16 protein-coding genes and 1 pseudogene are annotated in these 22,675 nt (G+C 35.0%); 14 read left to right on the forward strand and 3 right to left on the reverse strand.

The annotated features are described in order from the left end of the window. Positions 1-197: 197 nt before the first annotated feature. The 6 genes from ACQRBH_RS10885 (at position 198) to ACQRBH_RS10910 (ending at position 6,132) form a co-directional block, all read left to right on the forward strand. Positions 198-1,208, forward strand: coding sequence for a glycosyltransferase family 2 protein (locus ACQRBH_RS10885; protein ID WP_427761679.1), 1,011 nt, complete (start codon positions 198-200; stop codon positions 1,206-1,208). A gap of 104 nt (positions 1,209-1,312) precedes the next feature. Further along, positions 1,313-2,302, forward strand: coding sequence for a glycosyltransferase (locus ACQRBH_RS10890; protein ID WP_427761680.1), 990 nt, complete (start codon positions 1,313-1,315; stop codon positions 2,300-2,302). Between the two features lie 6 nt (positions 2,303-2,308). Continuing rightward, positions 2,309-3,298 (forward strand): DUF6625 family protein, encoded by a 990-nt coding sequence (locus tag ACQRBH_RS10895; RefSeq protein ID WP_427761682.1) that lies wholly within the window; start codon positions 2,309-2,311, stop codon positions 3,296-3,298. Continuing rightward, complete coding sequence (locus ACQRBH_RS10900; protein ID WP_427761684.1) at positions 3,299-4,357, forward strand: glycosyltransferase family 2 protein; 1,059 nt, start codon at positions 3,299-3,301, stop codon at positions 4,355-4,357. It abuts the gene before it with no gap. A gap of 21 nt (positions 4,358-4,378) precedes the next feature. Next, complete coding sequence (locus ACQRBH_RS10905) at positions 4,379-5,341, forward strand: hypothetical protein (RefSeq protein WP_427761685.1); 963 nt, start codon at positions 4,379-4,381, stop codon at positions 5,339-5,341. A gap of 125 nt (positions 5,342-5,466) precedes the next feature. After that, the gene (locus ACQRBH_RS10910) at positions 5,467-6,132 is read left to right on the forward strand and encodes a hypothetical protein (protein ID WP_427761686.1); all 666 of its coding nucleotides are present in this window, start codon (positions 5,467-5,469) and stop codon (positions 6,130-6,132) included. A 10-nt stretch (positions 6,133-6,142) separates the two neighbouring features. Here ACQRBH_RS10910 and ACQRBH_RS10915 read toward each other — a convergent pair whose 3' ends face one another. Both ACQRBH_RS10915 and ACQRBH_RS10920 read right to left on the reverse strand, forming a co-directional pair. Further along, positions 6,143-7,336: a hypothetical protein gene (locus ACQRBH_RS10915; RefSeq protein ID WP_427761688.1), complete on the reverse strand. Its 1,194-nt coding sequence runs from the start codon at positions 7,334-7,336 to the stop codon at positions 6,143-6,145. Between the two features lie 2 nt (positions 7,337-7,338). After that, positions 7,339-8,349, reverse strand: a complete 1,011-nt coding sequence (locus ACQRBH_RS10920) for a serine/threonine protein kinase (RefSeq protein ID WP_427761689.1) — start codon at positions 8,347-8,349, stop codon at positions 7,339-7,341. Between the two features lie 200 nt (positions 8,350-8,549). Here ACQRBH_RS10920 and ACQRBH_RS10925 point away from each other — a divergent pair, with 200 nt between their 5' ends. From ACQRBH_RS10925 to ACQRBH_RS10950, 6 genes and pseudogenes are all read left to right on the forward strand, one after another. Further along, positions 8,550-8,978, forward strand: coding sequence for a hypothetical protein (locus tag ACQRBH_RS10925; RefSeq protein WP_427761691.1), 429 nt, complete (start codon positions 8,550-8,552; stop codon positions 8,976-8,978). Positions 8,979-9,307: 329 nt separating this feature from the next. Then, a pseudogene (locus ACQRBH_RS10930) lies at positions 9,308-10,155 on the forward strand (Rpn family recombination-promoting nuclease/putative transposase). 290 nt (positions 10,156-10,445) lie between these two features. Next, positions 10,446-11,330, forward strand: a complete 885-nt coding sequence (locus tag ACQRBH_RS10935; protein WP_427761692.1) for an Rpn family recombination-promoting nuclease/putative transposase — start codon at positions 10,446-10,448, stop codon at positions 11,328-11,330. Positions 11,331-11,648: 318 nt separating this feature from the next. Next, positions 11,649-12,587, forward strand: coding sequence for an STING domain-containing protein (locus tag ACQRBH_RS10940; protein ID WP_427761694.1), 939 nt, complete (start codon positions 11,649-11,651; stop codon positions 12,585-12,587). Between the two features lie 20 nt (positions 12,588-12,607). Then, positions 12,608-15,736, forward strand: a complete 3,129-nt coding sequence (locus ACQRBH_RS10945) for a hypothetical protein (RefSeq protein ID WP_427761695.1) — start codon at positions 12,608-12,610, stop codon at positions 15,734-15,736. Then, positions 15,729-18,602 carry a hypothetical protein gene (locus ACQRBH_RS10950; protein ID WP_427761697.1) on the forward strand — a complete coding sequence of 958 codons (2,874 nt, stop codon included), beginning with the start codon at positions 15,729-15,731 and terminating at the stop codon, positions 18,600-18,602. Before ACQRBH_RS10945 ends, ACQRBH_RS10950 begins: the two co-directional genes overlap by 8 nt. 169 nt (positions 18,603-18,771) lie before the next feature. Here ACQRBH_RS10950 and ACQRBH_RS10955 read toward each other — a convergent pair whose 3' ends face one another. Next, entirely contained in the window at positions 18,772-19,887 is a 1,116-nt protein-coding gene (locus ACQRBH_RS10955; protein ID WP_427761754.1) for a hypothetical protein, read from the reverse strand. Positions 19,888-20,203: 316 nt separating this feature from the next. Between ACQRBH_RS10955 and ACQRBH_RS10960 the strand changes: the two genes are divergently transcribed. After that, positions 20,204-20,875, forward strand: coding sequence for a CHAP domain-containing protein (locus ACQRBH_RS10960; protein ID WP_427761698.1), 672 nt, complete (start codon positions 20,204-20,206; stop codon positions 20,873-20,875). A gap of 18 nt (positions 20,876-20,893) precedes the next feature. Then, complete coding sequence (locus tag ACQRBH_RS10965) at positions 20,894-22,675, forward strand: sensor histidine kinase (protein ID WP_427761699.1); 1,782 nt, start codon at positions 20,894-20,896, stop codon at positions 22,673-22,675.

Below are 22,675 nucleotides of genomic sequence, written 5' to 3' on the forward strand. Positions count from 1 at the left end.
AAGACAATATCAATTCATTGGTTTTCATCTAGTTGGATGGACGAAAATCAAAAAAAGAACAGGAAAAAAGAAAGAAGATTCGAAAGGCGAATGAAAGACGAGATTTTTGGCTCCATTTGCCGAATAGGTTAGCTAAGCAACTATTGGGAAAAGAGAAGTATGAAAAATGGAAGAATTTTATGAAGGGGATGAAGTAAATGATTCCTGTAAGTATAATTGTGCCAGTTTATAATGTAGAAAGATATATCTGCCGCTGCATAGATAGTATATTAAATCAGACATTTGTTAATTATGAATTGATTTTAGTAGAGGATGGAAGTCCAGATAATAGCGCCTATATTTGTGATGAATATGCCAAAAGTGATGAACGCATTTCGGTGATTCACAAAGAAAATGGCGGGTTATCTTCTGCAAGAAATGCGGGAATAGATGCAGCAAAAGGTGAATATCTTTTTTTTGTTGATGGGGATGACGTGATTCATCCAAATACTTTGAATATTTTTTATAATTGTATAAAAAAAAATAATTCAGAAATTGTAGTAAGTAATTTTGAAAGATTTCAAGATGATTCAGAGATAGTATTTAATGGTACATATGGGGATTTTGAAATGATTTCGGGGATATGTGCACTTGAAAGAATATATGATAATCGTTATGATACGAGATATATTTCCGTATGTGGAAAGCTAATCAAAAGGACATTATTTGAAGGCATAAAGTTTCCGTTAGGGAGGATATTTGAAGATGAGTTTATAATCCATCTTTTGTTCTACAAATCAGAAAGAGTGTTGGTGTTTGAAAGTAAGTTCTATTATTATTATATGAATAGGGAAGGGATTACTGGTAATTTAACATTGCAAAAATGGTTTGATGAATATGATGCACAGTGGGCAAGAATTCTTTTTTTTAAAGAGAGAGGATTGGATATAGTGTATCATAAGGCTTTGCTTACTTTTTTAAATTCTGCGCAATGGCATTTAAAAGCTTTTCGAGATAAAACAGAAAATGTTGATGAAATGAGAGGAAGAAATTTTGAAAAGCAATATGAGAGTGTGCTTAGATTGGCTCAAAAAGAGAATATACTTTCATTTTGGGAACATTATGACTATTATGTATTGGGAAATCCCAAAAAAGTTTGGTATTACCGAATAAAAAGGATAGTTATGAATGGTATAAAAAGATTAGAAAGTATTTTTAGAAAGTTGTAATAGAAATCCAGATATTTACAAAGTGTTTTTACAGCCCTTAAGTGTTATGGTATGGTTAAAAGAATGATCGAACAGCAGGAAAATGATCTGAGGAGAGGTGTTGTATGTCAGTTATTAGCATAATAGTACCAGTATACAGAGTTGAAAAATATTTGTCGCGATGTATAGATAGCATTTTGTCACAAACGTTCAAGGATTTTGAACTTATTCTTGTTAATGATGGGTCACCTGATAATAGTAGAGATATCTGCAATAAATATGCGGAGAAAGATAAAAGAGTAATTGTATTGAATCAGGCTAACGGAGGAGTATCTGCTGCCCGTAATGCTGGATTAAATTGGCTTTACGATAACAGTGATAGTCAATGGATTACATTTGTAGATAGCGATGATTGGATACATCCTAATTATTTAGAATTCCTTTACAATGGGGCCGTCAACAGGCGGGGGAAAATAAGTATCTGCGAGTTTGTAAGAACAAATGAGCAAAAAGAATACCCATTAATCAAGAAACCTTTGATTGATTTTATTAAGACAGAAGATTATTATTTTGAAAACAATACTAATTTTATTTTAGCCTGGGGAAAACTTTATCATAGAGATTGTTTCAAGAGTATAAGATATCCTGTTGGACGGATTCATGAAGATGAATTTGTTACATATAAAATTCTTTTTGAGTTTGAAAAACTGGTACTGATAAGGGAACATTTATACTATTATTTTAGTAATCCGGAAGGGATAACTCATACAAAGTTTACAAATAAAAGATACGATGTTCTACAAGCACTGTATGAACGAGAGAAATATTTTCATGAAAGAGGCATGACAAATTTAGAAAATCATGCAAAAAATAGTGCATTAATTAGAAAAAGTCTTTATGCAATTTTAGCCAGAAAGGATAAGGTATATTCAAAGGTTCCTGAAGAGTATAAAATCGGAATAATAAAAGCTTTTACAACTTTATATGAAATTCTGGGCAGAGATCGATATGAAGCGATGCTGGTAGAATATTGTCCTCACTTAATTAAATTGCAGGCATATTATTTTAAAATAAAAAGTTTATTAAAAGCACATCCCCAAAAGACAAGGAGCTAGTGTAAAATGAGTAATAAATTTGCAGTAGTCATAGTATATTTCGGTCAATTCAAAAAAAGCATATCTTTATTTTTATCCAGTTGTATTCGAAATCCGGATGTTGATTGGTTGTTTTTTACTGATTGCCCCATCCCACATGAAATTGATTTGAAAAAAAATATCATTTGGCATCAGACAACATTGGACAAAACTAGAGCATTAGCTGAAGAAAAGTTGAAAATAAAGATTCCGATAACGAAAGCATATAAATTATGTGATTTGAAGCCTTTTTACGGGACAATATTTTCGGATTACCTTACAGATTATGAATATTGGGGATTTGGTGATGTAGATGTAATATATGGACAAATTGCTCAATTTCTAGAAAAAATAAATTATTCAATATACGATAAAATTAATTGGATGGGACATCTTTGCTTTGTTAGAAATGTAGATGTATGTAACCAGGCATTCTTTATGGATGTAAAAAATACAGTGGATTGGAAGAAGGTTGTTTGTTCAGATTATAATATCGGATTTGATGAACGCGATGCAAATATAAAATTTTTGTCAAATGGATTGAAAATTTATAGTGGGAAATGGGCTGCGGATATCGATATTTTTTATTGGAGAATGAGATGTGTAGACAAAAAAACTTTACACTTTTTGCTAGATACATGGGGATTAAAATATGCACCAAGTAATTATCCTTATCAGATTTTTGCTGTTCTTAATGGCTTAACTTATAGGATATATTTGAGGGGAAAGAAGGTTATTAGAGAAGAATTCGCTTATATTCATTTCCGTAGGGAAATTCCGATACTAATCTCGCCAGATTCATTAAATTATTTGATTACCCGAGATGGCTTTATTCCGATTTCGGAAAATATTTTTGATGATTATGATGCTGTAAAAGAATATACTATAAAATATAATAGGCAGGAAAATGCAGTGCAGGAGATTAAGAATTTTCTGTATCAGTTATATCGAAAAGTAAGTGGAAAAAGAGGATGGTAAATGAGCAGAAGAGATATAAAAGAACCCCGATTTTCAATTGTTGTTCCAATATATAATCGTGAAGACAATATATCAGATGTAATTGATAGTGTTGTAAAACAGAGTTATTCCAAATGGGAACTATTATTGATTGATGACGGATCAACAGATGCAACAGGTGTAATCTGTAAAAAATATGCGGATGTGGATGAAAGAATATATTATATTGAGAAAGAAAATGGTGGAGTATCAACGGCAAGAAACAAAGGGATTAAATTAGCCTCTGGAGATTATATTATATTTTTGGATTCTGATAATTCATTAACTGAGAGAAGTTTAGAGGTTTTAAGAACAGGTTTTAATACTTGTGGTGATGCGGATTTTATCGTTTATGGATATAATGAATCTCCCACTAAAGCATGGATCCCTGAAGGCGATGGTTCTGAAATGGTTATAGACAGGTCTGCAATACGGAAAAAGTATCTCCCAACGCATTTTAACATATATGAGCAAGACACACACTTTATAAAGAATTTTGTTTGGAATAAATGTTATAGTAGTAAATTTTTATTTAAGAACAATATTAAATTTGACGAGAATCGAAAAACCTGGGAAGATGGAATTTTTGTAGTTGAATGTCTTAATAAAGCGAAGAAGTTTTTAATACTCCCAGAAGTTATCTATAATGCATATTGTGAGTCAAATGTTGAACATTTATCATCTAAATTCTACAAGAAACAGATTTTTCAGTATATTTCTGATGAGGTTTATTATCGGAATACGTTCGGAAAAGAATTTGATTTCACAACAGATCATTACATAAAATCTAATTTTGATATGATAAATGTGTTGTTTAATAGGGTTACTAATGTATTTGGTATTGAGGCCAAAACTATTATTTCGAATGCCATACAAAATGAGATTGTTCAATTTTGGGCAAAAAAATATATTCCGCAAACCATTAATGAGAAGAAGCTTAGGAAATATATTCTTAACGGCAGTGTAGATAAAATATATGATCTCTATCACGATTCGATCATTAAACGAGTAGCAAAGGAAATGGTGAGATTTTTGAAGTGAAGTCTAGTAGAGAGTTAAAAAATGGGGACATTAATTATTACGGAAAATGTTGAATTGTATGGTGTTATATTAGCTGATGCAGGGAAAGTCATTCAGTTTCCTTATTCGGAGTTTTATGAAAAACATAAGGTTGAACGGATATTCTACCGCATTACAAATTGTCGGAAGCTTAGGTATCCATTCTTTCGTAGTTGGATGCATTACGTCTTTAGAAAGTGGGGGGTGACGAGAGGAGATATTGTACTAATAAATGCTATTACTACTCGATCTCCTTTTTGGGAACCTGATTATATAAATGAACTAAAACGAAAAGGATGTAAAACTGTTTTATTGTTATTGGATTCGATTGATTCAAGTTCAGAAGATTCTTTTTATACTAAAATGCTTGAGGCAGCGTCTTATTCCGATAGCGTTTACACATTTGATCATAATAATGCACAACAATATGGCTGGAAACATACGTTTCAATATTATTCAAAGGTAAATAAAGTAAAAGTAGCTGGAGAACAAAGCGATGTATTTTGTGTGATGTGGAATGGAGGAAGATTACAGAAAGCTGTGGAAATATATGATGCCTTGGAAAGCCGTGGAGTTAAATGCTCCTTCTTTATTATGGGAGCCAATGATGAGGAGAAAAAGAAATATAGTAGAGAAAGAATTATATATAATAGTTGGTTAACGTATGGAGAAATATTGGGACACATTTCTCAAACTAAAGTAATATTAGATCTGGTTAGAGGTAGTTTTAGTGGTAATACTCTAAGACCGTTTGAGGCGACAATATATGATAAACGGTTATTGACTAATTCAATGGTTATTAAAGAATTTCCATATTATAATGAGATTTATATGAAGATTTTTGAGGACATTTCTGATTTGGGTAGTATTGATGATAAGCTTTTTAAAGATGAAGTGGGAAATGTTGATTATGGATATAGAGGTGATTTGTCGCCGGTTTATTTATTGAATGATTTGGAGAGATAATGTAAAGCGGCCTCTAGGTTGGCGCTATATATTCAGGAATATACTTTACAGGAAGTGACAGGTATGGTTGCTAGAGAAGATATAAAAGATATAGATAACGAGGTTTTATGAAAGGACGTGTTCCCATGAATAAGATATTCCGCTATGAAAAGGACCTTGTGGATACATTTCGGAAAATACACTCATCTAGAAGGAGCACCTTACTGATTGATGAGATGAAGATCCGCTGGGGTAATATTGATTTAGTTGAGATAAATAACACCGCATTGCCATTTTCGAAGGAACAGTGTCAAGTTCTTAGTAAACCGTCTTGTGCTAAGATATTTATGCGTCTTAAGAATAAGAGATTGCTGTCAAAGGAGAAGTTATTTGTCGGTCTGGGTGTGAGTGAATCTACTTTTCATAAAGCAATGTCGGAGATGATAAGGGAGAAGCTGGTCATTCGGGAGGGTAATAATTATCGTAGGAATGTTAATTTTGTATTTCCGAAGGTTATTATTACAGGATACGAAGCAAAACTGACAGACTATAGCAAAGCGCTGTACCAGGCGAGAATGAATAAAGAGTATGTAGATTATAGTTATATGGTTTTTCCGATGGATGTTGCTGAGAACATTGCAAAGAAGCATGGTGAGACGTTAGTTTCCTTTAATCTGGGATTGATTGGAGTCTCACAGGACAGGGTAAAGGTGTATATCAGACCACGAAAGAATGAGTCTATGAAGCCATATATTCGTCTGATGAATCTTGTGATTTCAAGTGAAGCTTATAAAGAAGAAGCCGCATCGTAGCGGCTTCTTCTTAGATTAAGGAGATTCGTTTTTTGAAGGTCTCAATGGCCATGATCCAGGAGTCTAGATGTTTGGATCCTGCTTTGATCCGATTATAAGTCTCTCGGTCATCAGATAGTGAATCGAGAATCTCATTGTACAATTCTTTGGCATAAGCGATCTCGGATAATACAAATGATATTTTTTGTGGTAAGCTATGGCAGAGATTTACCTTGTCGATGAAGATGGAAAGAGCTTGCCAGTATTGCTGTTCGAGATCTACGAAAGATATAGTATCTTGGTCTTCAACCATGTATTCGTCAATGTCACAATCTGAAAGTAATTCTTCGATATCAATCGTTTCGCTAATTATATTAAGTTTATCGAAAGTAATATAAGTGAGAAGTGGAAGACTGGTGTATCGTTTCTTCCTTCGTCCTGTGCTTTCGATTTCCTCAAAACGGTCTCTGCTGAATTTTCGGATATTATTGAACCAGCCGCTTGCCACATACTCACAGTCAAGCATGGCGAATAATATGGAATTTAAAAAGGTATATCCAACCATAATATCAAAACCAGCATTTTTAAGCGAATAGATAAAATATAGAATATTTGCCAGGTTCTGGGCATCTATATATTCATAGTCTTTTTCTTCTGTCTTTTCATGACAAATGGAAAAATATATTCCCTCTTTGTGGTCAATATTATCGATAAGATCTTCAATCATCTCATCAACATCTGATTTGCTATGAAAAAAATTATTGGAAATTAGTAAGTTTAAATAATATTTTTCAAAGGCGTAAGTTTCATAGCAATATTCATATATGTCTATAGAATAGTCAAAGTGCCAATCCAGATTTTGAATAAAGAATCCCGGAGTGATCAGAGAATCTGAAAGAAGTGCAGAGTTCTCAGCATGCATATCCAGGTAATTCATTAGCTCAGGGGTCTGCTTTCTCCAGTCACGCCGTGTGATATTCTTTGGGTAGCAGATGCCTTCTTCTAGATGCTTAAATATCTTACCCTCAAAAGTGGAATAATATAGTTGAGGATCAAGAAATGTAGTTTCAGGTGATAGGAAAGAGCTGTTGTTATAATATTTTTTAATGGATTCAAGATTTTCTTCTCTTGGAGAGAATATTACACCGGATAAGTATTGATTGGTGATGGCGTTATCCATCTTCTTCCCTTTTGCGGTGCCGTGTTGAGCCAATAATTTTGTCATGGTTATATTCCCTCCTTTAATACGTTCATTGCCTCTTGAAAACTGGAGACATCACTAAAACGATAAGCTTTATCTGGCTGTAATAATTTCCGAATGATAATAAATAATTGTTGGTTGGTCTCTGATTCATCAATGTGCTTGAAAAAGATGTCCTCTAATTCTCGGTCGAATTTGTGTATGATATCTTCGTGCGGGTGAGCTGGATTCTTGGCAATATAATATGCCAGTGGATTTATTCCAGACACGATCTCAAAAGCGATTAATCCAAGTGAGTACAGATCACTGGTAAAGTCTGCATATACAGCATGTCCCCAATACTGTTCAGGAGAGGCGTATGCACGCTTTCCCATGACATATCCAAGTTCTGTGGTGTTTCTGCTGATAATTTTCACCACTCCTGGATCGATCACAACAAATTGATGATTGCTTATCATAATGTTGTCGGGAGAAAGGTCGCGGTGTACAATCCCATTTTTTACAAACTTCTCTATGATGTTGGACATTTTGAATAAGAAATCTATCGCAAAAGTGGTTCTATCATCATTGGAAATGGATGATTTCAAATAGTCTTCAAGAGTAATTCCATTTATCGCTTCTTCTATTAATAGACCATAAAAGTGTGAGTGAATTAAAAGATTCTCCTTTACCGCGAATATTCTGGGGAATCCAATATCCTCTTCCAAACAAACTTGTACATATCGTGTAAAAGAACGTTTCTGATAATAAAACATATCTGAGACACTGCCGATATCGTCCATAAAGTCATCTGCATCAGCGAGTTGATCTATGACATCTTCTGGTTGTTGACAAGAATGAACATCGATACTGGGAGGAATAGAGATGTTCTTGAAAAAATCAAAAAATTTGGCAATATATATGGGAGTGCCGGTTTCGTCATAGATGAAATAACTAGTTGACTGCCCGCGTTGATTAGGATTGGGCCTAATGCTAAAATGAGTTTCCCATAGATCTTGGGATTGTAATAGATGTTGAATTTCTTTGATTTGTGTCATACGTCACATCCTTTGCAAAATAAACGCAATGATATAATTTCAACACATAGAATTAAGAAACCGTAAGAATTGTTATAATTATGATAACATGTTGGTTTATAAGAATGCAATATGTAAAAGTAAGAAGAAAGTTGGTGTTGGAAGATATAGTATTTCTTAAAGCAATATGCTACAATCTATTCATAGGATTCCTCTGCATTGTGGAGGATATATATGAAGCGAAAGAAGCAACTAAAAGAGCTTACGCTCAAGGACAATTTCATGTAAGTTTCCTGAATTTTGTGAAAGCTGACTTGAGCGAAAGCGAAACAGATTTTGAGGATGATTTTGTAGAAAAGCTTCAGAATACGATACGCAGAATCAAATCCAATCGTGAAATGGAGGAGCGTTTTATGATCTTTGAAGAGATGTTGAGGGATGAACGCGCAGAAGGAAAAGCAGAAGGAATAGCAGAAGGAAAAGCAGAAGCTGTTTTAGAAATGTTATTAGAACTAATGAGCAATCTGGGCGAGATCCCGGATGAACTTCGGAACAGGATTACGAGTGAAAAAGATCTGGAAACGTTGAAGAAGTGGCACAGATTAGCCGCAAGATCCGAATCCTTGGATGAGTTTTTGGAAAAGATGTAAAATGTAATTTCTTATAATTAATATCTATCATATCTATGACCGGATGTTGCAGGGGGTCAGTGCTTTGCAGCATCTGGTGACTGTAACACAAATCAGGCCGAATCAGGCAAAATATCAGATTAAGAAGAGCAGAGGAATCCTATAAAAATAAATCAAATTATTGTAGTAGAATAGAAGATAAATATACTATTTATTGGGATCTTAGCAGTCGATGAAGATGGAAAGAGCTTGCCAGTATTGCTGGTCGAGATCTGCGAAAGATATAGTATTTCTTAAAGTAATATGCTACAATCTATTCATAGGATTCCTCTGCATTGTGGAGGATATATATGAAGCGAAAGAAGCAATTAAAAGAGCTTACGCTCAAGGACAATTTCATGTTTGGCGCAGTGATGATGGAGGAAGAAAACTGTAAAAGATTTCTGGAACTTGCGTTAGGTTTTCCCATCGAGCGGGTGGAATGAGTAAAGAAAAGAGTATTGTCTATCACCCGGAATATAAAGGTGTTCGATTGGATGTCTACGCCAAGAACGAACATAACACTCGTTATAACGTGGAGATGCAAGTCGCAAAGAAAGCAGAACTAGGGAAAAGGGTACGATATTACCACGGGCAGATTGACATGGAGCTGCTGCTAAGCGGCAGCGATTATACGGAACTGCCGGAAGTGTATGTGATTTTTATCTGTGACTTCGATCCGTTTGGAAAGAAAAAGTACCGGTATACATTTACAAAACAATGTGAGGAAGAACCGGGAGCACAGCTGCAGGAAGGGTGTAAAAGTATCTTCCTGAGTACTAGAGGAGAGAATGGCAGAGAAGTGCCAAGAGAACTTGTAAGTTTCCTGAACTTTGTGAAAGCTGACCTGAGCGAAAGTGAAACAGATTTTGAGGATGATTTTGTAGAAAAGCTTCAGAATACGATACGCAGAATCAAATCCAATCGTGAAATGGAGGAGCGTTTTATGATCTTTGAAGAGATGTTGAGGGATGAACGCGCAGAGGGAAAAGCAGAAGCTGTTTTAGAAATGTTATTAGAACTAATGAATGATCTGGGCGAGATCCCGGATGAACTTCGAAACAGAATCACAAGTGAAAAAGATCTGGAAACGTTAAAGAAGTGGCTCAGATTAGCTGCAAGATCCGAATCCTTGGATGAGTTTTTGGAAAAGATGTAAAATGTAATTTCTTATAATTAATATCAATCATATCTATGACCGGATGTTGCAGAGCGCAGTGCTTTGCGGCATCTGGTGACTGTAACACAAATCAGGCCGAATCAGGCAAAATATCAGATTAAAAGGTGTAGAGGAATCCTATATTAAGTTGCTGTATTAAATGCTTAAATTATATAGAGTGGAAAGAGCTTGCCAGTATTGCTGTTCGAGGTCTGCGAAAGATATAGTATTTCTTAAAGTAATATGCTACAATCTATTCATAGGATTCCTCTGCCATGTGGAGGATATATATGAAGCGAAAGAAGCAACTAAAAGAGCTTACGCTCAAGGACAATTTCATGTTTGGCGCAGTGATGATGGAGGAAGAAAACTGTAAAAGATTTCTGGAACTTGCGTTAGGTTTTCCCATCGAGCGGGTGGAAGTGAGTAAAGAAAAGAGTATTGTCTATCACCCGGAATATAAAGGTGTTCGATTGGATGTCTACGCCAAGAACGAACATAACACTCGTTATAACGTGGAGATGCAGGTCGCAAAGAAGGCAGAACTAGGGAAAAGGGTACGATATTACCACGGGCAGATTGACATGGAGCTGCTGCTGAGTGGCAGCGATTATACGGAACTGCCGGAAGTGTATGTGATTTTTATCTGTGACTTCGATCCGTTTGGAAAGAAAAAGTACCGGTATACATTTACAAAACAATGTGAGGAAGAACCGGGAGCACAGCTGCAGGAAGGGTGTAAAAGTATCTTCCTGAGTACCAGAGGAGAGAATGACGGGGAAGTGCCAGGAGAACTTGTAAGTTTCCTGAACTTTGTGAAAGCTGACCTGAGCGAAAGCGAAACAGATTTTGAGGATGATTTTGTAGAAAAGCTTCAGAATACAATACGCAGAATCAAATCTAATCGTGAAATGGAGGAGCGTTTTATGATCTTTGAAGAGATGTTGAGGGATGAACGCGCAGAGGGAAAAGCAGAAGGAATAGCAGAAGGAATAGCAGAAGGAAAAACGGAAGCTGTTTTAGAAATGTTATTAGAACTAATGAATGATCTGGGCGAGATTTCGGATGAACTTCGAAACAGGATTGCGAGTGAAAAAGATTTGGAAACGTTGAAGAAGTGGCACAGATTAGCCGCAAGATCCGAATCCTTGGATGAGTTTTTGGAAAAGATGTAAAATGTAATTTCTTATAATTAATATCAATCATATCTATGACCGGATGCTGCAGAGCGCAGTGCTTTGCGGCATCTGGTGACTGTAACACAAATCAGGCCGATTCAGGCAAAATATCAGATTAAGAAGAGCAGAGGAATCCTATATTAAGTTGTTGTATTAAATGTTAAATTTATTCATTGATAAAGAAACTTGTCGAAATATGTTGTGAATTGTGATAAAATAATAATTGGTTAATCAATAGTAAGGAATAAAAGAGAAGAACTTTCTCTTTGTTTCTTACTATTTTTTTTGGAAAAATCATAATGGGAGGAATAAAGTTTGAAACAACAGATTTTTATCGGGTCATCATCGGAAACAGAGCATATTGCGGAAATGGTTAAACAGAAGCTACAATCAGAATTTGAGTGTACTACTTGGAAAGAGCATTTTTTTGAATTGAATGAAAGTATATACAAAAATTTAGTTAAGAATTCAATTGGTTTTAGTTACGCAATATTTATAGGAGGAGCAGATGATGAGGTGTGGAGACTGAGCCAGATGGTTAGTAAGACTGGAATCAGAGATAATGTATATATAGAATATGGTTTATATGCTGGGGTTCTTTCTCCAGCGCATAGTTTCTTTATTATAGATAAGAGATGTTCTGTAGCTACGGATTTATCAGGAATTACATTGCTATACTATGCAGACGAGAATGATGTGGCAGTGTGCTGTGAACAAATAAAAAACCAAATTGAACAGGAAGAAAAGATTAGCAGAATTCAATTATTGCCATCAACAAGTTTGGCAATTGGGTATTATGAAAATTTTTTAAAGCAAGTTTGTCAGGCGATTTATACTCTCGAAGTAGTTGAAATAGAAGGAATAAAATATAATGTCAAAGATACTTTCAAAAGACTACATATGGTTTTACCATCTGATACTCTGATGGATTGGAAATCATGGGCAGAAGTATATTATAGGGAAAGTAGGTTGGAAAACATAGAGGTTATGTTACCGTTAAGATATGTTGGATTGAAAATTAATGTAGAAAAGTTAAAGCGTGAAAATGAGTTACATATCATTGATGTTCCACAGACTTTAAGATCATCATTTAAAGCGGTAGATTTGGTGTTGGAAAAGGCTTGTGTAGGGGAAACAGATTTTTCGATTAGAGCAAAGAAAAGGGAAGTTTATAATTTTATTAGAACAATAGAGAATTTAAAAAAAGAAGATGCATTTGTGGATTTAATTTTGCAGATAGATGAAGGAATATAATATTAAGGGAGGGAAAAGAAATGGGATATACTAATGAAACATACGAAAAAGTGGAGCTTTTTGTACCGAACCATAAAACGGGGTTTAAAATTTTAAAGGATGAACAATTATCAAATATCTTTCCTACATATCAGATGCTATTTGATAAGATTCGATATCATAGGGAAAAGTTAAATGAGCATGAACGAATCAAAGGTTTGGATAGTCAGTATAATCTTATGTATGATAATATTTATTCTATTATGGGAAAAAGAGGAAGTGGAAAAACATCAGTAATCTTTACGCTTAAAAAGAAAATAGAAATGGATTATCCTAGTGATATTGTGTTACCGGTAATCATGCCGGAAATGATAACGGATAATGAAACGATTTTAGGATGGATTTTAGCAATTTTAGAGGATATTGTTAAGGAACTTGAAGGAAAGATAAAATCGAACTGGAATATGCGAGAAAATGACAAGTTTTTTAGAAATTGCAAATTTGTCGAGAATAATAAGTTACGTTGTGCTTATGACAAGGTAAAGGAATTGTATTTCTCAAGACAATTTAATAATCATAATACAGAATCTTTAGCTATGGCGATTGGAAATAGTGAAACTCAAACGTTGAACAGTTTTCAGTTTGCAAAAGAACTGGCAATTTTTTGGGATGTTTTGGTGGATACTATTGTAGAGTGTGAAAGTGAGAAGTATCAAAAAAATCCTTTGATTTACTTGATGTTTGATGATGTGGATTTGACACCAAATAAAGTGACAGAGTTATTATCTACAATTATTAAGTATTTAGCGCATCCCAATTTGGTCGTAATTTTGACTGCTGACGAAGAATTGTTTTATGAAGTGATGGAAAATGATTTTGCCATTCGAATGAAAGGAAGTCAAAAAAGTAAGATTTTTGCAATTCAGTCTAATACTATTTTAATTGATAATTATCATAATAATATAGGCGAGTATAGTAATCAAAATGATAAAAAAGTGGAAGAAACAGCAAAATTATATATGGACAAGATAATGCCGCCATCAAGTCGATATTATTTGGAAGAATTTAATACATGCAGAAAAAGAAGAATGTTTATTGAGACTGTACAAACATCAAATCAAGATAAACACTATAGAAATTTGGAAGATTTTCTTAGAGGACAAGTAAATGAGTATATAAAAGTAAGAAGAGGGCTAAAAAATTTTTCGGAATATAAGAATTTTTTATATTATCAGGGGAAGAAGGAAGAGTTTTTACAATCTTATTTTCTTTTTTGGGGGAATACATCAAGGCAGTTAGTAAATGAATGTTTTATGGTATCTGATTTGTTTGATAATTTGAAAAAGTTATTTGTAAATGTAAAAGGGAAAAAGATCAGTAAAAAGCAATATTTAGAACATGTACATGAACATATACTAAATTTTGTGAAGAATTCTATTAATGTAAATATGAAATTGAGACGAGTTGTAACAGATATTAATCAATTATCAAATGAATTGTGTCTTCAAAATAAAAATCAATGGTCTATATATATTAATTATAGATCCATAGAACGTTTTTATAATCGGAAGATTGAAGAAGCGAAAGAGGAAGAAGAACAAAAAGAGGTATTGGAAAGTGTAGTTGCGATTTTTGTTTTGATGTTTTTTGTTGAAAATATATTGTTAATAGGAGATGAGGTGAAAGATTGTTGGAGTATAAGTGTTGGCAGAGATAGAGTGCATGGGGTGACATATTTGGTGGATTTATTGGATGATGCTCTTGCAACCCGTATTTCAATAGTTCGGAATACTAGGGACAAAGATGCCGTATCTGAACTGTTGAATAATTATGAGGATATTCTTGCTAATCCACAATGGTTACATGTATTTAGCTTTTCGCGTTATTCTGATGTAAAGGATTATTTATATCCATTGTATACAAAGGAAGTCGATTATGAGATAGGGATAAAAGATTTATATAAATGGAATGCAGAAAATCCATTGTGGTTTAAAGGAATAACAACTATGATTTACTTAATGTATTCTGGAATATATGCAATAAAGGGAAGAGAACTGAGACTGTTTCGGTGGGAAGAAAAAATGCAAATATATGATTCATATTTGCTGTATATGATAAGTCGAGGAATTGAAGATATGAAATCGTCTTTAGGTGGGGCGAATCAGATAGAAAATTCAACAGATTTATTAGAACGATATGAAAAAAGGAACAAGAAAATACGGTATGCAAGTATAGAGGAAGAATTTGAGGAAATATTTGTAAATGTGGAAAAGTTAGAAGATCCTAAATATAGTATTAAGCATCTAAGAGAACAGCTGTTAGAATGTATTAAGGAGAATGATTATATTAGAACATTAGTATTTTCAGAATGGGGAAATATAGAAGATGTTTTTAGTATATATTGTTTGTTGAGAGAGTTTGAGAATAACACAATTATATGGAAAGCCTCAAATCAAACAAAAGAATATGTAAGAAATACTATAGAACGTTTAAGGGAAGAATTAATTCAAAAATATATCTTGTTTAATTTCTATTATGTGGAGAATAAAGATGAGGTTCTGCAAAGTTTTGATCGTATAAAGGGCCTTAATGTTTCGTGGGAATTGTTGAATAATATTGAGCAAATGACATATGAAATAAAGATGAAAGAGAAGATTAAGACAAGTACTCTTAATAAGACTATGGAATGTTTGAACAAAGAAATAAAAAATAGTATGCAACGTTCCAATAATATTGGATATTATATTGATCGAAGGAATGAAACTTTGCAGGCTTGTAAATATATTTTGACTAATAATTTAGGAATATTATTGGAAAGTAAGAAAGTCAAAAATGATGAATTAAGTTGCGAATTGGACTTAGGGGTAAGTATTATAATAAAGCATGAAGCATTATTTCAATTGCAAAGAATTTATTTATATTTACTGCTGGATGAAGCAAGAGAAGAAATTAAACAGCAAGGTATTAAAGAGAATTCATTTTATGAAAAATATTTACGCATCATGAGAACGATTATATTTAATAAAGGAGAAGGAAAACACGAAGAAAAAGAGATTACATTATATTTGCGGAAAATTATAAGGAATATAACAGAGGAGGCGATTGAAGATTATTTTGCTTTTCAGTTATCAATATTAGCTATGGGAAATGGGGAAAGAGATAATGGATAGGTTGCGTCTAAATCAGATAATGAATATTCTGTTAATGCCATATAAAGAAAGAGAACTTATAAATGAAGATAATGACTATTTGAACAATGTCAGATGCGCTTATTATTTAGCAAGTAAAGCAATTGGTCAGAGTATGGTTGAACTAGAACGTCAGGAAATAGAGTATAAAAAAGGGATAAATAAATTGGACTATTTTTTGAAGAATCATCAGAAACTAAGAATCAATTCGTTGGATGATACAAAACAACTTATTAATCTTTTTTTCCCGGAAGAGGATATTATTCGGCTATTCGAAAATTACGGAGAGGAGAAATATAAAGAATGTATTAATGTTTGGTACATTAGGAATATATTTCGTATTTCTGAATCTCTACTAACTTTTCGGGATGGAAAAGTAGCTATTCGGACGTGGGTAAATAAAAAAGATTATGAGGGAAATAGAGATATCTTTGACTATCATGATGCCTTGAACAAAGTGGAGATATGGAATATATTGTCTAGGATGGTTGTGCCTGATCTGTTTGTTGCTGCATTTTATGTAATAAGTGGTTTGACAGATAAAGAATATTTGCTTAATCAGGCTGGAAATGTGTCTTTGGCGGATAAAGAGCTAGATGTAGTCTTGAAAAAGGGGATTGCTGAGACGCATATGCACTTTAATGCAGGGATACATTACTTGATATTATGGGAAGAAGTCCTTAATCCATATATTTGGTATAATAGAATTAAATTTGGATCGTTAGAGTATCAGAAACCAGAGGAGAAATGGATACTTCATGTGATAATATATCGTATCATCATGGCAGAGTATTCATTTTATATAAAAGATGAGATAGACTTGTGTGAATACATAGCTCAAAAATATGGAAATATATCTATTGAAATATATGAGGTGTTACATGAATTTAAAGAAGGAAAGCAAATAGATAAAAAGCGCGTAGAACAGATTTTTTTATATGTAGTAGAACGTTGGAAACTAGATTATGGTAAGTATACTGAAAATAATGATTTTCTGTTTGAAAGTGTTTATCGAAATGAGATTATGTACAGCTCGGTAGCAGAATTATTTTTTCAGATCCAGGTGTTGGAAAAATTCAGAAATAATCCAACGGATGTACATAGTATGCATATGTTTATTCAGTATTTGCGGGTAAAGAATTGCTATTTTGAAAGTTGTATTCAATCGGACACGATAAAAGGGGTTCGAAATTTTCAAAAATATTATTCTAAGGCAACGAAGCGACAGAGTAATGACAAAAAAAGTTATAATCGGAGAATTAGAGCTGTTTTTGAAAGCCAGATTCAAAATATTAATTTGCGTAAAATGGAAATTAGAATTTGTCCGCCTTTGTTTTTAGATATTGAGCATTTTACGGTGCCGGATAAGCGGCTCAAGTATGATATGAAATGTGAGATACTATTATCTATCAAAGATATATTCGAAGAGTACTTAAAGTGCATGCGAGAATTGCTAGATAAGAATGGGTTGGCAATTAAAGAAATTGACAAACTAAGAGATCAAGGAATAGCAGGGGTCCCGGCTATAGGAATTATATTTCACTTTATTAAATCGGATTTTCTGGATAACAGGCTTGGTAATGCGTGTTGGCTTCAAAATGTTTCTGGAAATCAATTTTACAATAAACACATTTTAGCATATAGAGAAAAAATGATTCGCAGTGCAATGGCAATTGAGGAATTAAGAAGTGAAATTCCATTTTTAAATGAATATATTGTGGGAATTGATTCGGCTTCAGAAGAGTTTTTATCGGAACCTTGGGTGATGGCGCCGGTTTATCAGGCGATACGAAATAAAAAGATAACTAAGCCCGTAATTAAAGGAACGGAAGGTGAGTTTAGAAGGATACAAAATATAGGGTTTACATATCATGTGGGTGAAGAATTCAGACATTTGCTTTCTGGATTCAGATATGTAGATGAGGTTATAGAAAGATTTGGCTACAAGGCGGGGGACAGAATTGGACATGCTGTAGTGTTAGGGGTAGATATTGAGCATTGGATGAAGAAGAATGAAGTAGTGGTATTACCAATCAATGAATATCTGGAAGATTTGATTTGGCTTTGGGGAAATATTGTTTATGAAAAAATGCATCTACCAGTATCTATGGAAATAATTGAGGGGAAGATAATGGATCTTGCACAGGAGGTGTATGGGGACATATTAGGGATAACTCCCTTTCTGCTCTATCAGGCATATAATGAAAAATTTAAACAATATCACTATGAAACTTTCAGAAAGATGAAGAATAATATCAATATAAACAGAGAACCTGGAGTAGGGAATCATTTTTGCAAATATTATGATACGGAAACATCTACAGGGATTTTTTGGACGAAGGAAAAATTAGTATGTACGTATTTTTGCCCTGTGTTTTGGCAAAGATTTCAAAAAACGATATTGGTTCCCGTAAATATGCAGGATGCTCAATTGTATCAGGCGATACAACAATATCTGATACGAAAAATAGAAAGAAGAGGTATATATGTCGAGACAAATCCGACATCCAATAGTGTAATTGGCGAAATTCCAGGAATATTATGTCATCATATATTAAAGCTTAATTCTGAGGGGCTAGATAAAAATCAACATAATTCAACATTGGTAACGATTAATTCTGACGATCCGATAGTTTTTAATACAAACTGTGAAAATGAAATTGCATATATTTATTATGCATTGCAGCACAATAATTATAATGAAGAAAGTATCTTGCGGTGGATCGATAAGATAAGACAGTTTGGAATGGACAGTAGTTTTATCAGAGATGAGAAGAAACCTTCGCAACAAATTCAAGAAATAGAGAAAATTTTGGAAGAAATTGAAGCGTATGTAAAGCATCCATAGTTGCGGAGGTATGATTATATTTTATCAGATTTGGAAGGAGGTAAAATGTAATTTTTTATAATGAGTATCAATCATATCTATGACCGGATGTTGCAGGGGGTCAGTGCTTTGCAGCATCTGGTGACTGTAATACGAATCAGGCCGGTCGCAGGAGGTGTCCCGCGGCCGGTCAGTTGTTTTTCAATATCTCAAGTCGTGTCTGGAACATGTCATACAATTCCGTTCTTCCCTGGAACCATTCTTCCTTTACTTCTTGTGTCTGATTCAGCCCCACATGTTTTACCGCTTCCAGTGCAGTCTGCATCTGATTCTGCGGATGTTCCGGGGATACGGTCAGGCAGTTAGCGCCTTCGACAGTATCATAGGCAGAGAAGGCTTTGTTAAAATCCATCAGGTCATGGAGCCTGACAGGCTGATTGTCAGCGTTACGGATCAGAAGTCCCCAATTGCCCCAGTGGCGGTCGGTGTTCCCGACCAGATAATCAAGGATATTCATCATATAATAGGAATATCCGTCAAGGTCAAGGATATATTCCATGGCATTCATGTCTTGGTTGATGGCAAATATATCAAAAGCTTCTTTTGAAACAATACTATATTCCAGAGAAGTCATGAGTTTGCTGGAGGATACGGGCAGTCCTTCAAAAGAATCCTGTGTATAGATGACTTGATTGCAGCGAAAGCACTGACAGATACGACTGGCCAGGATTTCATTTTCAACAGCATAATCACCACCATCTTTAAGAAGATAGAGATCCCCGCCTTTTCGGATCCATGCTTTTGGGAAAGAACCATTTGTGGAGAGGTCATCGGCAATCAGATGCTGGTTTTGGATGGTCATCTGCTTTCCGCGCAGAGATACACTCGCAAATGTATTATCCAGATGGTTTTCAAAGAGGTTAATCTCATGAAACGAAATCGTTTCAGATCGCTCTTTTACCCAGTAGATATCCATCAGACTCAGGCAATGATAAGACAGAGCTATCTGTGCCCGCTCTTTATCGGTAGAGGCCTGAGTGGCTCCGATGCTGTTCAAGATCTCTTTGGCGTATGTACGGTCTAAAGTAAGAACACGCGAAGCACACCAAAAATAGAAGTTGGTCAGATTATTGAAAAGAGTGTCAAAATCCTCCATATTGTCTTCCAGATATAGAGAATATGGAAGAAAATCAGGTGCAAATATTGTACAGCGACCGCGTGTGTCGATGGAAGCGACCGTACGATCTCCGTGCATAAGATGATAAGTTGTAAAATATACGGGACGGTCTTCCTTGACGCCGTCCATCATCATGACGCGCCGTCTTAAGAGTTGAGCCATAGATTCACCTGCTTTCTGACATATGTATCAATCAGTTAAAGTATAACCAAGTTAATATTATTGTAGAAGTATTTTGCAAAAAAAGCAAAAGAATTCGTAGGTGGTATGTTAAATTCATGAAAAATAGCTATTTTACGGCATTTGATGGGGAGTTGAGTGAATAACTATTTCACGAAGCCTACGTTGCCAGTAAAAGATGGATGTAAAAAGTTTCATACTTAAAATAATTGATATTATAAGAAAGCTAGATTAAAATGAAATTATTCGCAGGGAGGAGATGTGTATGGGCAGTCAAAAGGATGTGTTGTCAGATACTACTGAATATTTGTCGTGCCAGAGAAAGCGTGCGCGTTGGCATAAGATGATGAAACGTTTGATTATGCTTATAGTTCTTGCTGCTGTGGGTGTGTTTACCTTTTTCCATGCAAAGGAATGGTATACAGTACGGAAGAGTGTTTCAGGAGTAGAGATAGAGTTTAAGACTGAATGGGAAAATGCGGCAGAGCAAGTCAATCTAACAGGCGACTGGTCTGAGGATGTATTGGCGCTTGCACAGAGCCAGCTGGGGTATTCGGAAAGCAATGATGCAGACTGGAGTGCCACATTTGTATCATTTTGCCTAAGCTATGCAAACGTAGAAGGCTTTCCGGTGGAGACAGATTGTAACCAATGGGTTCAGAAGCTTCGGGAAAATGAATATGGAGCTTATCGTGAGGCGGATGAATACACACCTGAGCCAGGGGATCTGGTTTTTTTTGATATGGATGATTCAACAGAGCAGAAAATAGTAGATCATGTTGGAATTGTTGTAGATGTGATGTCTGATACAGGTGCTGCTTCGGTGAAGATAAAGACAATAGAAGGGAATTCTAATGATTGCGTACAGTATGTGATATATGATCAGACAGATGCAAGAATCATAGGATACGGAAAACTTCCGGAGGAAACGGAGTAGAAGATAAGGAGCATTAATATGCAGAAGCAAAAGAAATTCTGGCATGTAGTCGGGGAATTATATCCATTCATCTTTGCAGCTCTTTTATTGTTTATTGTTTGCCGGTCAAGTATTCAGTCGCCAAGTGATGTGACGGTAATACATACACTAAAGGGAGAATACAGTCAGAATGACGGGAACTGGACACCTTTAGATGAAGATGCACAATTGTCTGCTTTGGATGGTGATATTTTTATTCGAGGTACATTTAAAGAAGAGATTCCCAGAGGGACTATAATACAATTTTATATGGATCATATTGAAGCGGTCATATCTGTCAATGGAGAAGAGGTATTTGTGAGTAAAGCGGTAGATAAGCAGACGGCTTGGGCTATGTGTGGGACGGCTTGGAGGAGTATGGAATCTCCCGGTATCACGACAGGAGATGTGGTAGAAATTAAGCTGCACAATCCTCACAAATTCGGTAATCGAGAAGCATATTCGGAGTTTCTTCATACCCTTTATGCCGGCTCGGATACAGCCCTTCGGGAAATGCTTGAGAAAAAGACTTTTGTGTTCCGGTGGGGCGGGATTATTGTTAAGCTCATTTCGCTGGTGTTGATGGGGGTCGCTCTGACATTTTCAGTTATGCACAATGAATTTGGAAAGAAACTAAAGAATTTTGGTTTGCTCGTTTTGTTTGCGGGGGCTTATATCACATTTGATACGCCTAATATTTCTTTGTGGAGCCATATTATTGTATTCAATACTCATGTATTATGTCTGAGTATTATGTTTGTTTTTTGGGAATTAGGAATTTTAATCAGAGAGGAATTAAACAGCAGAGTGAAGCTGGCTGCAGAGATTGTTGTTATAACAGAGGAAATCATAATTGCGATCATTATACTTCTGTGTCTTTGCAAAGTAGTACTTCTATATGATGTAATGCTTTTGTGGATCGTTATTCAGATGCTGATCAGCCTGCTGCTGTTTATCTGTTGTATGTATGAAATACGCTGTCGGATGGCAGGAAAGAGCAGGATGTTGTATTCCTATATGGTTTTCCTGGCAGTGATCTTTATTGATTGTGTGAATGTATTTTTTGACTGGTGGCCTTATGGAATATTGTCAAAATTTACATTTGGAGTTTTATTATTGATTTATATTGGAAAGGCAGTCCACTATATTTCGAAAAATTATCAAGCATCTGTACGGGCAGAAAAGCTGGAAGACGAACTGAAAAACAGCCGAATCGTACTGGCCATGAGCCAGATTCGTGCGCACTTTATTTTCAATGTCCTTAATGCAATCAGTGGGATGTGCAAATATGATCCGGAAAAAGCAGATGAGACGGTAGTGAGGTTCTCACATTATCTTCGAACGAATATTGACATTTTGCAGGAAGATGCACCAGTGCCGTTTAGTGTTGCAATGCAGCATTTGGAGGATTATGTGGTGCTTGAACAGATTCGTTTTGGTGAAAGAGTTAAGTTTGAGACAGATATTGCGATAGATGATTTCTTGATTCCGTCGCTGGTTCTCCAGCCAATTGTGGAAAATTCAATTAAGCACGGCCTGAGTCCAAAAGAAGCCGGAGGGACGGTATCGCTTCGCACCTGGGCTGAGAAAGAAAATATCATTATCAGTATTCAGGATGATGGTGTGGGATTTGACACGAAAGCGATGTCCGACAAATCTGCAGTTGGATTAAGTAATGTCCGATTCCGATTGAAGTATTTTATGGAGGGAAAAATGGAGATTGAAAGTAAGCTGGGAAAAGGGACAACAGTGACGATCTCAATACCCTGTAAGGAGGCATAA

The organism is Bariatricus sp. SGI.161, assembly GCF_050313695.1.
GTDB lineage: Bacteria > Bacillota > Clostridia > Lachnospirales > Lachnospiraceae > JAFBIX01.